Below are 13,750 nucleotides of genomic sequence, written 5' to 3' on the forward strand. Positions count from 1 at the left end.
CTTGACAGCGCAGTAGACAGCGGCAGTGGGAAACACTGCATACGCACCAGCTGCGGGATGCGTCGGATTGGTTTGACAGCCTGCGGATTCGGAGCCGGGATTTTCGGTGAGTATTTTTTAATAATGCATGCGGCATCCCACCACATATTTTCATCTTGACGACGTACAACGGTATTGAGAAATTTCTCCGCGTGCTTTTTCAATATTACCCAGGGTATTCCCTTTCACTGATTTAAGCGATTGACAACAGGAATGGGCGGGAAGAAAATTTAAAGTTACATTTCCAAACAAAGTCCATCAAGGATTCTGGCCAAGTCATGACACCGATCTCAAAGTCCATCGCTGTATCAGCACTCTTCGTTTTCGGCACAGCGTCAAATGCACAGACGTTTGTCTCGGAGCCATTCAGAAGTGACCAGGCTGCCGCATGGTCTTTGTTGGGCTCAGCCAGGCTCACAGCGTCACCAACACCGTCTACGGCAGTAGGGGCAGACAATGACAGTGCAGGTAACGGCTGGCTCGAAATAACACCAAATGCGGGGAGCCAAATCGGGGCCGCAGTATTCAACTCCCCCGTTAGCAGTGCTGCCGGCCTGGATGTCGAATTTGATTACGCCATGTACCTATCGACCAACAATGGCGGCTCTCTGACACCGGCATTTGGTCAAGGAGATGGGTTCACGGTGTTCCTGATGGATGGGAGCCAAGCCGCCAATCTGGGACTGGGCGGCTCACAGCTGGGCTACAACACCATGCTGGGTGCCTATGTCGGTTTGGGATTTGACCACTATGGTGGAGGTTTGGGAAATTCCGGCTTCGGCACATCGTCAAACCATCTGGGTATGCGTGGCTCCAGCAGCAGCAACCCGTGGCTGGGAGAGATGCCCTACAGCGGAAACCTATCTGCCAACCGATCCGCCCCCAAGCATGTCCGTGTGACGATCACGCCTGCACCCGATATCCGCTTGACGGTTTCCATCGATGGCGTCGAAATCTGGAGCAAAGATATTGTCATTGGCGGAACACCCATTAATGGCATCAACGCCGTCCCCGCAAGCTTCAAACTGGGACTGAGCGCATCAACCGGGGGCGCCAGCCAGAATCAACAGTTCCGGGATATGGTCATCACGGGCCTCACTCCGATAACGGCCGCCGACGACGAGTTCATGGTGAATGGCGTGATCAACGACAGTGTTCGCCTCAATGACCCCCATGCCTTCAGCGATGCTGAATACACGCTTGTGTCTGCACCGGCACCATCGCAAGGCAACGTATCCCTCAACCCTGACGGAAGCTTCAGCTTCACTCCGGCCGCAGGCTTTTCAGGTACTGGCTTCGAATACCAAGTCTGCGCCGGGCCCGGCGGAGCATTGCCATGCACACAGGCACAGGTGGTTTTGAAGCTTGCCGCAGCAACGGCACCGACCATCACCAGCGCAACGGCCAGCGACAAAACCATCACGTTGGCCATCGACCCGCCGGCCCCGTTGATGGCGGGAGTAAGCGTGTTGAACTACGACGTGCAATGCACCTCATCAGCGGGGAACATACAGGCACAGGCGGTAACTCCACCAGTGGCATTGAATGGGCTCGCCAATGGCGTCAGCTACTCCTGCCAGGCCGTGGCCCACCTCTCCAACGGAGAAACCACGCCCCCATCGTCAGCCGTTGAGGTGACGCCCCGAGCCCCCACACCCCAAGCGGTCCCGGTGCTCAACCAATGGCTCGTGGCTTTGCTGAGTGCAGCATTGGCGGCCGTGGGCTGGTTTGGCGCACGCCGATCACCTCGAAAGCATCCATCGGCCTAAGGCCAGACGTTTTTTGGGTACTGGTAAAGGGCCACAGCCGGCACTAAAGCGCGCATGGCTACAGAAACCAACCAAGCCGTGTCCACTATCCGGCGGGGCACGGCCTTTTTTAAAAACGGGAGCTGCTGTGCTGGCCTTGTCAGGCCGGAGGCAACAAACAGCTTCAATGCGGGCTCGCCGTAGGCCGCATGATGATCTCGCTGGTATCCACATCCGCCGGCTGCGAGATCGCAAAATGGATGGCCCGTGCGATCGCCGATGCGCTGATCGCCACCTTGCGGAACTCCTTCATCTCTTCGCGGCCAGCGGCATCCGTGATGGTTTCCGCCAACTCCGACTCCGTCACCCCGGGGCTGATCGTGGTCACGCGGATGTCGCTGCTTTCCTGCCGCAGGCCTTCCGAGATGGCCCAGACCGCGTACTTGGTCGCGCAGTAGACGGCGGCGGTGGGCGACACCGCATGCGCACCGATGGAGGCAATGTTCACGACATGCCCAAAGCCCTGCTGGCGCATGGTGGGCAACACCGCCGCAATGCCGTGCAGCACACCGCGAATGTTCACATCGATCATCCAGTCCCACTCGTCCACCCGCAATGCGGCAAGCGGTGACAAGGGCATCACGCCGGCGTTGTTGATGATGGCGTCGATGCGCCCATGGCGAATCAGTGCATGGTCGGCAAAGGCCTGCAGCTGCGCACGCTGGGTCACATCCAGCGCCAGCGCTTCGGCCACACCGCCTGCGTTCTGGATATCGGCCACGATCTGGTCCAGTTTGTCGACCCGGCGGGCGCCGAGCACGACGGTGGCGCCGTGCGCGGCCAGCAGCTTGGCGGTGGCTTCACCGATACCGCTGCTGGCACCGGTGATCAAAATGACTTTGTCGAGCACGTTTTTCATGGAGAACTTTCTGCAATGGCGTTGGAAAGTTCAAACTGTAGGCAACTTGTCTTGATCAGAGAAGTGCACCAATGCTGCACAATTTGGTTAGACTTTCTAACCAATGAAAGACGAACTCCACCTGCTCCACTGCTTTTTGGCGGTGGCCAAAGCACAAAACTTCCGTGCTGCTGCCGATCAGTTGGGCGTGACACGCTCTGCCGTCAGCCAGGCCATGCGCAAGCTGGAGGACCAACTGGGCATTGCGCTGGTCCACCGCACCACCCGCCATGTGCGCCTGACCGAGGCTGGCCAGACACTGCACCAGCAAATCAGCGGCCCCTTGGCCGCCGTACAGGTGGCGCTTGAAGAAGTATCTGAAGAAGGCCCGGCGCGCGGGCTGCTGCGCGTGGCGGTCACCTCCATCGCCGAGCGCTTTCTGTCCGGCCCCTTGATCAGCGCCTTTGCCGCCGCCCACCCACATATCACCTTGGATGTCACCGTCACCGATGACGAATCCGACATCATTGCAGGTGGCTTCGATGCCGGCCTGCGCCTCGGTGAAGTCATCGAGCAGGACATGATCGCCATCCCGCTGACGGGGCCGCAACGCCAGGTGGTCGTCGCCACCCCTGCCTACCTGTCCGCTCACGGAACGCCCCAGCACCCCCATGACCTGCTGGGCCACCGCTGCATCGGCTGGCGCGCCGAGCTGGAGCTCGCCCCCTACCGCTGGGAATTCCAGGAAGACGGGCGAGACTTCAGCCTAGCGGTCGCCCCCCGTGTCACCACCAATGACATGCTGCTGATGGTGCGCACCGCGCTGGCCGATGGCGGCATCACCATCGGCATGGAGGAGACCTTTGCGCCCTACCTGGAACGCGGGGAACTGGTCTCGGTGCTGGACAGCTACCTGCCCTACTTCCCCGGTTTTTACCTCTACTACCCCAGTCGCAGAAACCAGCCGCGCAAGCTAAGGGCCTTGGTGGAGCATGTCAAAGGCTGGGCGCCGGTGGCTGGATCATCACCTGCAACAAAACCAACAAGTGAAAAATAAAAATCGATGCAGAACTCCCTTCAATCATCAGCAACATCCAACCAGGTCATCCTTGACACCGCTCGTCCTTGGTCAGGTGTTCCTTGCGGACCATCAGCACCAAGGGCGTATGGGGAAACCTCATCCCGCCGCGCCACCCCTCACACCCGCACCGCCACCGCTGCATCCTTGAAAACCGGCGTCTGCCCCACAGCAGCCATACGTCCAGCGGGCAGCTGCAGGGCTTCGCGTATCGATGCGCGTTGCGCCCGCGCATGGGCTTCGAGGGGCCAGGCGAGGACGGCGTCCAGCGATGGCGCTCCGGTGCGCAGGCTTACATGGTCGCTCACGAAATGGCCTGACCCCGGCGCGGTCTCGTTGAGCTGAAGGTCCACCGAAGGGTCGGTAGAAGCCTCCGCGCCGTGGGGCGAGAGCAGCAGCAGCGGGGGCTTGCCGGGGATATCGGTGGGCAGCGTGAGCGGGCCGCCGATATGGGTGTAGACGGGGTCCGCGATGCGCACGATGCGGTCGGCATCCACATAGCGGCCGCCGTCGGTATCGCCAATCAGCGCGTCCATGGGCCAGCTGTCCCAGAGCGAGGAGACCAGGCGCAAATAGTCGGCAGCGCTGGCGGGAGACGCCGCATCCTCGGGCCGAAACCAGCCGGCGGTGGGCGCATCTGCGTGCAAGGCCAGGCCGATGCGCGGGCCATGCAGTGCGTTGAGCGTCGAGAGGTTGCGTGCCAGATTGATGGGGTGCTGCTGCGCGGGATGGGCACTGGCAATGAAGCGGCTGCTGCGCGTAAAGGCGAGCAGAAAGGACAGCGCCACGGAGGTATCCCGCGCGCTGGCGGCCGCTGCGCCCAGGCCCAGTGCGTAGGCTGCAACCGGCAGGGCATCCAAGGCCTTGCCCAGTGCGGCGGCAGGCGCGCCGCCGCCGGCGAGGGTGATGAGAATGTCTTCCAGCGCCTGGCCGGAAAGGTCCAACACGGTGTGTACCGTCATGCAGAAAGCTCCTGAAGGCGTTGGGCGAAAGCAAGGGGGGTGGCCACTGGCTCGGGCGGCACAATGCCGCGCTGGCGCAGCACGGGCATGGCATGGTCCACGAACTCGCGCAGCCCGATGGGGTTGGCGTCGAACAGCAGGTTGAAGCCATCGGCGGCACCGCCGCGCCACCAGCGCTCAGCCACATCGGCAAACTGCTCGGGTGTGCCCACAAAGAACTGGTGACCAAATCCGGAAAAATGCCGGATGAGCTGACCGATCGTGAGGCCGTTGGCCACGCCATAGGCGGTGATGGATTTGCGGAAACCCGCAGAACCACGCTCCGTGGAGCCGGCCAGTTGTTCCAGGGCCGAGGCCGGGGCCTGCGGATCGAGCCGGTCAGCGGGAATGTCGAGCAGGCTGGAGAAACGCTGCAGCACATAGTCCTTAGGGCCACGCTGGTGCACACGCTGAAAGCGCGCCTCGGCCTCCGCTTGCGTCGAGCCGATCACCAGATGCACGCCGGGCAGCACCACGGGCGGCCGGCGGCCGGACTCGCGCGCCATCGCATGCAGCTCCAGCCGGTTTTTGCGCGCCACCTCGAACACCGTCTCGGCGGAGAACACGGCATCGGCGCTTTGCGCGGCAAGGCGCCGGCCCTGCTCCGATCCACCGGCCTGCACGATGAGCGGGCGCACCTGTGTGCTGAAGCGCGCTGCTGCCCCCTGGGTAGGCAATTCGCCCCGCGCGAGTGAATACTGTAAGCGCTCGCCCGAGTGGTGGAAATCCTTGCCCTCGCGCACGGCATCCAGGTAGTGGGCATAAACCTGCAGAAACTCGGTGGCGCGGGCATAGCGGTCGGCGCGCTCCGGTGTTTGGGGCACCTTGAAGTCCTGGGCGGAAAGCTCTGGCAAGCCCGTCACCACATTCCAGCCAAACCGGCCTTGCGACAGCAGGTTGTAGTCCAGCAGGCGGCTGGCAAGCTCCACCGGATCGTTCGAGCCCGTGGACACCGTGGCGATCACGCCCAGCCGGCTGGTCTCCGAGAGCACCACAGCCAGCGTGGCCAGCGGCTCCACCATGCGGTTGGGGCGGATGGCCGGGTTGGACGACAGCCCCGGCCCATCGGCCAGAAAGATGCCGTCAAGCCCGCCCTCTTCGGCGGTACGGGCCACGGTGCGCCAGAACGCTTCGCTCAGGTTGTCACGGGGGCCGGTGCCCGGCGCCCGCCAGGCGCCCGCGTCCGTGCCGAAGTCGTAGATGTTGGCATTGAGGATGAAGCTGCTCATGGCTGCGACTCCCCCGCCAGCGTTGGCGCTGGCGCTGCGGCATTGGCCGGTGCTCCAGCGGCAGTGCCGGCATACCAGATGGTCGGCAGCGCAACGCCGTTGAGCGCCTCATGGCCCAGCACGCGTGCCTTCTGCGGCGACGGGTTGTGCGATGCCAGGGTGCGTGCATTGCGCCAGTGCCGATCCAGCCCACGCGCGGCCACCACCATGGAGCCGCCGCCAATATCAAACAGCGCCTGCGTCGCGTCGAGAACCAATGCGGGCAACACCACCTGCAGCTGCGTGACGGCACGATGCCCATCTGCATACGGATCGCCCAACACGTTGTCGCGGGGCGTCTGCAGCTGCAGCGCAGCGGAGCGCACCGCGAGCAAGGCCGTGCCGGCTACCGCCTCCAGGCGGCCGACCTGCTCCTGCACCAAGGGGTCGTCGGCAGGCACCGAGGCGGCTGCATGGCTGAAGTGGCGCTTGCGGCCATGCAGCCACGCGGCAGCATCTTCAAAGGCACGAATGGCAATGCCGGTGAGCGTGGCCAGGTGCGTGAGCTGGGCCATCGCGTCCTGCAAGCCAGAAGGCGTGTCTTCCGAGCGCGCTCGCGGCCGCACACGGGCGGGATCGACCAGCACCTGCTCGAACTGCATCGTGCCGCTCATGGTCAGGCGCTGACCGACACCGTCCCAGTCATCCACCACGGTCACGCCCTGGTCTTCAAGGGCCACGGTGGCAAGGATGTGCGTGCCTTCGGTGTCGGCTGCGAACACGTTGACCCAGTCGGCATAGCCAGCCCCCGTGGTGTAGAACTTCGAGCCGTTCAGACGCAGACGGCCCTGACCATCAGGCGCAACCGTGGTGCCGACAGCGCCCACGGCGATAGGGCCGATCTCGGTGGTCGCGCTCGCAAAGAGCTTGCCGCCCGCCACCTCGGCAACGCCAAAGGCATTGCCCGGCAGCTCGGGGTGGCGCACAAGATGCTCCACGTAGAGGAAATGAGACCGCAGGCTCTGCGCGGCGCTCGAGTCGGCGCGCGCCAGAGCGATCAGCAAGTCCACGTTCTGCGCATAGCTCCATCCCAGGCCGCCCTGCGCCGTAGCCAAACGCGCAGAAGTCACGCCGAGCTCGGCCAGCGCTCGCAGCTCTTTTGCCAGGGAGCCGCCATCCCGATCGCGCCCGGCGGCGCGGTCCCCCAATGTGTCCAACACCGCATCGACCCTGGGGGCCAGCGAAGGCGGCAGACCCAATGCCTGCGCAGTGAAGAAGGGAGCGAAGCGAAAAGAAGATTGAAGCGCCGAGGTCACGAGAACTCTCCATCAAGAAAGCGAAGATTGATATGCATAAATCGAATAACGAAAAAGATTTTTATACATGATACTAGTAGTACTTCGAAATTGATACGAATAAATTCTTCTAATGACTTACGAAAAAGCACCTCAACACTTCACGGCCCCGGTGTCGCGCAGACTGGCTTTGACGCTGGGCGGGGGCCTGGTCGGTCTGGTTCTGGCTGCGTGCTCCAAGACGGAAACTGCGCCCGCCTCCACGGCTTCCGCAGCGGGCGCATCCGCTGCTCCGGCCGCACAGGCCGAGCCGGTGCGCGGTGGCCAGCTCGTGGTCGCCATCCGTGCCGAGCCCGCTCAGCTCAATCCGCTGGTGGACCAGGGCTCGGGCGCGCATTCGGTGCGCCCGGCGCTGGATTCCCTGGTCTGGGACAACGGCGACGGCACGCACGCGCCGTGGCTGGCATCGAGCTGGGAGGTGTCGGATGACGCCACCACCTACGTCTTCCACCTGCGCAAGGATGTGCATTTTCACGATGGCACGCCCTTCAATGCGGCGGCCGTCAAGGCCAACTTTGACTATGTGAACAACCCGGCCAACAAGTCGACCGGCTCCACCGCCAAGCTCAAGCCGGTGGCGACGGTCATCGACGAATACACCGTGTCGGTGAAGCTGGGCACGCCCGAGTCGAGCTTTCTCACCTTGATTGCCGCGCCCTACTTCGGCATTCTTTCGCAGCAGCAGATCGAGCAGGACCCCAAGTCGCTGGCCACCAAGCTCATCGGCACCGGCCCCTTCAAGTTCGACAGCTGGGTCAAGGGCCAGAGCCTGACCTATGTGCGCAACGACGACTACCAATGGGCCCCCGCACAGTTCCACGCTGGCGCAGCCTACCTGGACAGCGTCAAGTACGTCTTCCTGCCCGAAGACCAGACGCGCTACAACGCGCTGACCACCAAGGAAGCGCATGTGGTGGACTACATCGCCCCCGAATATGCCAAGAGCGTGAAGCAAAGCGCGGATTACCAAAACGAAGAATTCCTGCTGCCTGGCGTGGGCTACAGCCTGCATTTCAACACCCGCCGCGCGCCTTTCGACAAGCTCGAAGTGCGCCAGGCCCTGCTGCATGGCCTGAACCGCGAAGAGATCGTCGCCAGCGCCACCTTCGGTGCCTACCCGGTGCAGGAATACCTGGCCAGCACCACGCCCGACTTCAACAAGGAGCTGAAGAACAAGATCAGCTATGACGCGGACAAGGCCAACCGGCTGCTGGACGAAGCCGGCTGGGGCACGCGCGATGCGCAGGGCTACCGCAGCAAGGAGGGCCAGCGCCTGAGCGCCTCCATCCCCTACGCCGACAACGACCAGCTGGCACAGCGCACGTTGGAGCAGGTGCAGATCGATGCGCGCAAGCTCGGCTTCGAGATCAAGCTGCAGCCTGTCACCGATCTGCCCGAACGCCTCTACAACGGCAACTATGGCCTGCTGGGCACGTTCCAGTCCGAAGCCACCGGCATGCAGCTGTGGCGCCTCTACGGCAGCGACAACATCAGCGATGGCAGCACCGTGGGCTCCAACGCCTCGTTCCTGAGCATTCCCGAGCTTGACGCCCTGCTGGCCAAGGCGCGGGCATCGGGCAAGTCACCCGACCGCGCCCGCTACTACGCCCAGGCGCAGGAGATCCTGCCCAACTACGCGCCCTCGGTGCCGCTGTACTCGCGTGCCCGTCTCGTCGCCATTCAGAAGAACGTGCACGGCGTGGCCTGGGACAAGGCCTGGCCGCAGCCCTACCTGTTCGATGCCTGGATCGGAAAGTAAGCGGTGACGCCTGCCTCGCTGCGCCCTCTCTCCCGCCGGGTCCTCCACCGTGTGGGCCTGAGCGCGCTCACCGTGCTGGGGGCCATCACCGCAGCGTTTTTCGCGCTCAGGCTGGTGCCGGTAGATCCGGCCTTTGTCATTGCAGGCGCAGGCGGCGACGCCGTGGCCATCACCGCCGAAGTGCTGGCCGCCATCCGCAAGGAATACCACCTGGACGAGCCGCTGGTGATGCAGTACCTGTTCTACCTGTCGCGCCTGGTGCAGGGTGACATGGGCATGTCCTATGTGCAGGAGCAGCCCGTTGCCACCTTGATTGCCGAGCAGGCCCGTCCCACCTTGGCACTGGCCAGCCTGGCCTGCGGCCTGGCGGTGCTGCTGTCGCTGGCCGTGGGCATTTTGAGCGCCGGGCGCCGCCGCACCAGTGCCATCGCCGGCGCCGTGGAACTGGTGCTCGCCTCCACGCCCGTGTTCTGGATCGGCTTTCTGCTGATGCTGCTCTTCACCGTGAACTGGCAGCTGTTCCCCTTGCTGGATACCGGGGGGCTGCGCTCGCTCATCCTGCCCGCGCTGACCATTGCCCTGCCTACAGCCGCACCGCTCGCACAGGTGCTGCGCCGCTCCATGGACGATGTGCTGGAGCAGCCCTTCATCACCACGGCCCGCGCACGCGGGCTGTCGGTGCTGGCGGCCAAGCTGCGGCACGGCCTGCGCCACGCGGTGATTCCCTACCTGACCATGGCGGGCTACAGCTTTGGCGCGCTGCTGGGTGGCGCCGCCATCACCGAAACGCTGTTTGGCCGCCCCGGCCTCGGCCGCCTGCTGGTCAATGCCGTCACCCGCCAGGACATGCCACTGGTGCTGGGCCTGGTATCTCTTGCCACACTGGCCTTTGTGGTCATGAACCTGCTGATCGACTTCGCCTACCTCCTTATCGACCACCGCCTGCAGACAGAGTCGCCGCAGCCATGAACCAGACGCTTTCGATCCCCCTTGATGCCCACCGCGGTCCTAACGCCCCTGGCATCCCAAGCACCCATCACGCGCCCGCAGCGGCAGCCGCAGAACGCACAGAGCCCCGGTTTTCGCGCTCACGTTGGCGCCTGCCGCGTGCGGGCACGGTGGCCGCCGCACTCGCGGTGGCCGTGCTTCTGTTGCTGCTGTGTGCGGTGATTGCTCCGAGCCTGCTGGCTCCGGGCGATCCCCTCGCGGCCGACCGCAGCCAGCTGCTGCAGCCCCCCTCGCTGCACCATCCGATGGGTACGGACCAGATCGGCCGCGATGTCTACACGCGCGTGGTACACGGCGCGCGGCCGTCCATTCTGCTGGGCCTGAGCGCGGTGACGCTGTCGCTCGCGGTGGGCACGGTGCTTGGCCTGCTGGCCGGGCTTACGCAGCGCGTGGTGCCCACGGTGGTCATGCGGATCACCGATATCGGGGCCGCGTTTCCGGAATTACTGCTCGCCGTGTTCATCGTCTCGCTGTTCGGCAGCGGCATCTTCAACGCGGCCATTGCCATCGGCATCGCCGGCATCCCCTACTACACCCGCATCGTGCGCGCCGAGACCTTGCGCGTGCGCTCGGCCAGCTACATCGAGGCCGCACAGGCACTGGGCCTGAGCCGTGCCGAGGTCGTGTTGCGCCATATCGTGCCCAATGCACTGCGGCCCCTGATCGTGGTGGCCACCATCGGTCTGAGCAGCGCCACGCTGGCGGGCGCCGCGCTGAGCTTTCTGGGGCTGGGCAACCTGCCGCCATCGCCCGAATGGGGCGCCATGCTCACCAATGCCCGCAACTTTCTCAGCATGGGCTGGTGGGCGGCAGTGTTCCCGGGGCTCGCCATCACCTTGTTCGTGATGAGCACCACCTGGCTGGGCCGCTGGCTGCAGCAGCGTTCGGAGGGCCGGCTGTGAGTTTGCTATTCAACACCCCGTCAGCGCCCCTGCTGCGCGTGCGCAACCTGTCGGTGGCGTTTGAAGAGCGTGGGCGCATGCGCCAGGCCGTATCAGGCCTGAGCTTTGAGGTGCAGCCGGGCCAGTGCGTCGCGCTGGTGGGGGAATCCGGTTCCGGCAAAAGCGTGAGCGCGCGCTGCCTGGTGGGGCTCAATGGCCCGAACGCCCGCATCACCGCCGATGCGCTGGAGATCGATGGCCAGAATGCTCTGCGCCTGGGCGAGCGGCAGTGGCGCAGCCTGCGCGGCCGCAAGGTCGGCTACATCCTGCAGGATGCGCTGGTCTCGCTCGACCCCTTGCGCACCATTGGGCAGGAGCTGCAGGAAGCCATCCGCGCAACCGGATCCGCCACACGCGAGCAGGAGCACGCGCGGGCCCTGGAACTGCTCACCCGGGCCCACATGCCCGATCCGGCGACACGCATCCACGAATACCCCAGCCAGCTCTCGGGCGGGCTGCGCCAGCGTGCGCTGATCGCCACCGCCATTGCCGGCAACCCGCCCATCCTGATTGCCGACGAACCCACCACGGCGCTCGATGTGTCAGTGCAAAAGGAAATCCTCGCGCTCTTTGGCGAGCTCAAGCGCCAGGGCATTGCCCTCATCCTCATCAGCCACGATCTGGGCGTGGTGTCGCAGCTGGCCGACCAGGTGCTGGTGCTGCGCCAGGGCCAGGTGGTGGAGAACGGCCCGGCGGACCAGGTGCTGCGCCAACCCACGCATGCCTACACGCGCAGCCTGATGGCCGCCATCCCCCGGCTTGATGACCCAGCGCCCGCCACTGCGACGGGCCATGCGCCGGTGCTGCTGCGCGCCGTCCATATCCGCCAGCGCTTTGCCGGGCGTGAAGCCCTGCGCGGTGTGGACATTGAACTGCGCCACGGCCGCACGCTGGGGCTGGTAGGGGAATCGGGCTCCGGCAAGACCACGCTGGCCCGCATCGTGGCCGGCCTGCAAAGCGCGACCGAAGGACAAATCCACGCGGATACGCTGCGTGCCCCACCGCCGCGCAGCCGCGCACGGCCCATTCAGTTTGTGCACCAGGACCCGCTGTCTGCATTTGACCCGCGCTACACCGTGGGCCGCGTGCTGGCAGAGGCGCTGTGGCTGCGCTTTGGCCGCGAGCCCGCCGCGCGCAGTGACGAGCGCGTAGCCCAGTGGCTGCACAAGGTGGGGCTCGATCCCGCGCTGGCGGCACGCAGGCCGCTGACGCTGTCGGGCGGACAGCGCCAGCGCGTGGCCATTGCCCGGGCGCTGGCGACCGAGCCGCAGATCGTGGTGCTGGATGAGCCCGTCTCCGCACTCGATGTGTCGGTGCAGAAGCAGATTCTCGAACTGATCACCGCACTGCAGCGTGAAACCGGCGTGGCCATGCTCTTCATCTCGCACGACCTGGGCGTTATCCGCCAGGTGAGCCACGATGTGGCCGTACTGCGCCATGGCGAGCTGCGCGAGTACGGCGATGCGCGCCAGGTGCTGGAGCATCCCCGGGACGACTACACGCGCCAGCTCATTGCGGCCGTTCCGCATCTGGGCATGGCGCCCCTCGCGGCATCAGCGCAATGAGCGTGCGGAGCCCCGCACCACCAGGTGCGGGGGCTGCAGCGGCTCGGGCGCCTGCGGCACGGCCGCATCCAGCGTCATCAGCAGCGCTGCGGCACGGCCGATGGCCGTGGCATTCTGGTGCACCGTGGTGAGGCCGGGCGAGAGCAGTTCGGCAAACACCGCATCGTCGTAGCCCACGACGGACAGATCACCGGGCACGGCAATGCCGCGCTCGTGCAACCCCTTGAGCACGCCCAAGGCCAGCATGTCATTGGTGCAGAAAACTGCGGTGATCGGGGGGTGCTGCTTCAACAACTCCAGCAGCACATCCACGCTTTGCCGGCCCTCTTCTACCGTCATCGCCGTGCGGCTGATCTCATGGATACGCGCATCGGCCACACCCGCGAAGCCCGCATGAAAGCCGCGCGACCGGCTGGCACACCAGGAGATATCGGGCGAGCCATTGACCAATGCCACCTCCCGGTGGCCACCATCACGCAGATAGGCTGCTGCCAGTTCAGCGCCAGCGGCATGGTCCAGACTGATGGAGGGAAACTCGCCCTGCGGGTCTTCGCTGTCGAGCAGCACCACCTGGATACCCTTGGCCCGAAAACGGCGCAGCAGCGGCAGATTGGACGGCGTGGGTGCCACCAGAATGCCGCGCACACCCTGTGATTCAAACGACTGAAAAATCGCGCTCTCGGTCTCGGCATCCTCGTTGGAGCTGCCGATGATGAGCGGAATGCGCCCGGGCGCCGTCACCGTCTCGATGCCCTTGACCACCTCGCCCCAGAACGGATTGGCCACATCGAGCACCACCACGCCCAGTGCCTTGCCGATGCCGGACTTCAGCGCGCGGGCCGAGCTGTTCACGCTGTAACCATGGTCGGCCATCACCCGCTCGATGGCCGCCAGCGTGGCAGGCGCGACCAGATGGGGCCGGTTGATGGCATTGGAGACGGTGGCCTGGGACACGCCCACCAGGCGGCCAATGTCCTTGGACGTCAGCCGCACCGCGCCGCCATCTGGCAGCGGATGCTCGGCTGGGGAGGCCGGACAGTGATCGTCATCGGGGTGCGGTGGGGTCGGGGTCACGTCAGTGAGGATGGCGCAAGGCTGGAGGGGTGATCACTCCGAGTCTAAGGCTTTCCATCGCCGCGCGGGCACAGCG

General features: G+C 64.8%; 11 protein-coding genes. 6 read left to right on the top strand and 5 right to left on the bottom strand.

Features of this window, described 5'->3' with window-relative positions; all coding sequences use genetic code 11:
* Positions 1-617: 617 nt before the first annotated feature.
* Positions 618-1,808: an Ig-like domain-containing protein gene (locus AB7A72_RS02245; protein WP_455423815.1), complete on the top strand. Its 1,191-nt coding sequence runs from the start codon at positions 618-620 to the stop codon at positions 1,806-1,808.
* 163 nt (positions 1,809-1,971) lie between these two features.
* On the opposite strand, the gene AB7A72_RS02250 is transcribed toward AB7A72_RS02245, so the two are convergent.
* Positions 1,972-2,706, bottom strand: coding sequence for an SDR family oxidoreductase (locus tag AB7A72_RS02250; RefSeq protein WP_369458883.1), 735 nt, complete (start codon positions 2,704-2,706; stop codon positions 1,972-1,974).
* 103 nt (positions 2,707-2,809) lie between these two features.
* On the opposite strand from AB7A72_RS02250, the gene AB7A72_RS02255 reads away from it, so the two are divergent.
* Entirely contained in the window at positions 2,810-3,742 is a 933-nt protein-coding gene (locus AB7A72_RS02255) for a LysR family transcriptional regulator (protein ID WP_369458884.1), read from the top strand.
* Between the two features lie 140 nt (positions 3,743-3,882).
* Here AB7A72_RS02255 and AB7A72_RS02260 read toward each other — a convergent pair whose 3' ends face one another.
* From AB7A72_RS02260 to AB7A72_RS02270, 3 genes are read right to left on the bottom strand one after another with little or no spacing between them, the layout of a single operon-like run.
* Entirely contained in the window at positions 3,883-4,725 is an 843-nt protein-coding gene (locus AB7A72_RS02260; RefSeq protein ID WP_369458885.1) for an LLM class oxidoreductase, read from the bottom strand.
* Positions 4,722-5,993: an LLM class flavin-dependent oxidoreductase gene (locus AB7A72_RS02265; RefSeq protein ID WP_369458886.1), complete on the bottom strand. Its 1,272-nt coding sequence runs from the start codon at positions 5,991-5,993 to the stop codon at positions 4,722-4,724. The genes AB7A72_RS02260 and AB7A72_RS02265 overlap by 4 nt, the downstream gene beginning before the upstream one ends.
* Complete coding sequence (locus tag AB7A72_RS02270; protein ID WP_369458887.1) at positions 5,990-7,288, bottom strand: acyl-CoA dehydrogenase family protein; 1,299 nt, start codon at positions 7,286-7,288, stop codon at positions 5,990-5,992. Before AB7A72_RS02270 ends, AB7A72_RS02265 begins: the two co-directional genes overlap by 4 nt.
* 112 nt (positions 7,289-7,400) lie before the next feature.
* On the opposite strand from AB7A72_RS02270, the gene AB7A72_RS02275 reads away from it, so the two are divergent.
* The 4 genes from AB7A72_RS02275 to AB7A72_RS02290 are packed head-to-tail and all read left to right on the top strand — an operon-like array spanning position 7,401 to position 12,600.
* Positions 7,401-9,086 carry an ABC transporter substrate-binding protein gene (locus AB7A72_RS02275; RefSeq protein WP_312409962.1) on the top strand — a complete coding sequence of 562 codons (1,686 nt, stop codon included), beginning with the start codon at positions 7,401-7,403 and terminating at the stop codon, positions 9,084-9,086.
* 3 nt (positions 9,087-9,089) lie between these two features.
* A complete protein-coding gene (locus AB7A72_RS02280) occupies positions 9,090-10,055 on the top strand; it encodes an ABC transporter permease (protein WP_369458888.1) in 966 nt (321 codons plus the stop codon).
* Positions 10,052-10,996 (top strand): ABC transporter permease, encoded by a 945-nt coding sequence (locus AB7A72_RS02285; protein WP_369458889.1) that lies wholly within the window; start codon positions 10,052-10,054, stop codon positions 10,994-10,996. The genes AB7A72_RS02280 and AB7A72_RS02285 overlap by 4 nt, the downstream gene beginning before the upstream one ends.
* Positions 10,993-12,600: a dipeptide ABC transporter ATP-binding protein gene (locus AB7A72_RS02290; protein ID WP_239811262.1), complete on the top strand. Its 1,608-nt coding sequence runs from the start codon at positions 10,993-10,995 to the stop codon at positions 12,598-12,600. Before AB7A72_RS02285 ends, AB7A72_RS02290 begins: the two co-directional genes overlap by 4 nt.
* Here the strand turns inward: AB7A72_RS02290 and AB7A72_RS02295 are convergent.
* Positions 12,589-13,674: a LacI family DNA-binding transcriptional regulator gene (locus AB7A72_RS02295; protein WP_369458891.1), complete on the bottom strand. Its 1,086-nt coding sequence runs from the start codon at positions 13,672-13,674 to the stop codon at positions 12,589-12,591. The two genes, AB7A72_RS02290 and AB7A72_RS02295, sit on opposite strands and share 12 nt — an antisense overlap.
* Between the last annotated feature and the right edge of the window lie 76 nt (positions 13,675-13,750).

It is taken from the genome of Comamonas sediminis, assembly GCF_041107495.1.
In the GTDB taxonomy this organism is placed as follows: Bacteria; Pseudomonadota; Gammaproteobacteria; order Burkholderiales; family Burkholderiaceae_C; genus Comamonas; species Comamonas sediminis.

Bases quoted from the DNA above. Each gene is read 5' to 3' on its own strand.
- AB7A72_RS02260 (WP_369458885.1), bottom strand. From the start codon at position 4,725: ATGACGGTACACACCGTGTTGGACCTTTCCGGCCAGGCGCTGGAAGAC.
- AB7A72_RS02285 (WP_369458889.1), top strand. From the start codon at position 10,052: ATGAACCAGACGCTTTCGATCCCCCTTGATGCCCACCGCGGTCCTAAC.
- AB7A72_RS02245 (WP_455423815.1), top strand. From the start codon at position 618: ATGTACCTATCGACCAACAATGGCGGCTCTCTGACACCGGCATTTGGT.
- AB7A72_RS02250 (WP_369458883.1), bottom strand. From the start codon at position 2,706: ATGAAAAACGTGCTCGACAAAGTCATTTTGATCACCGGTGCCAGCAGC.
- AB7A72_RS02275 (WP_312409962.1), top strand. From the start codon at position 7,401: ATGACTTACGAAAAAGCACCTCAACACTTCACGGCCCCGGTGTCGCGC.
- AB7A72_RS02255 (WP_369458884.1), top strand. From the start codon at position 2,810: ATGAAAGACGAACTCCACCTGCTCCACTGCTTTTTGGCGGTGGCCAAA.
- AB7A72_RS02265 (WP_369458886.1), bottom strand. From the start codon at position 5,993: ATGAGCAGCTTCATCCTCAATGCCAACATCTACGACTTCGGCACGGAC.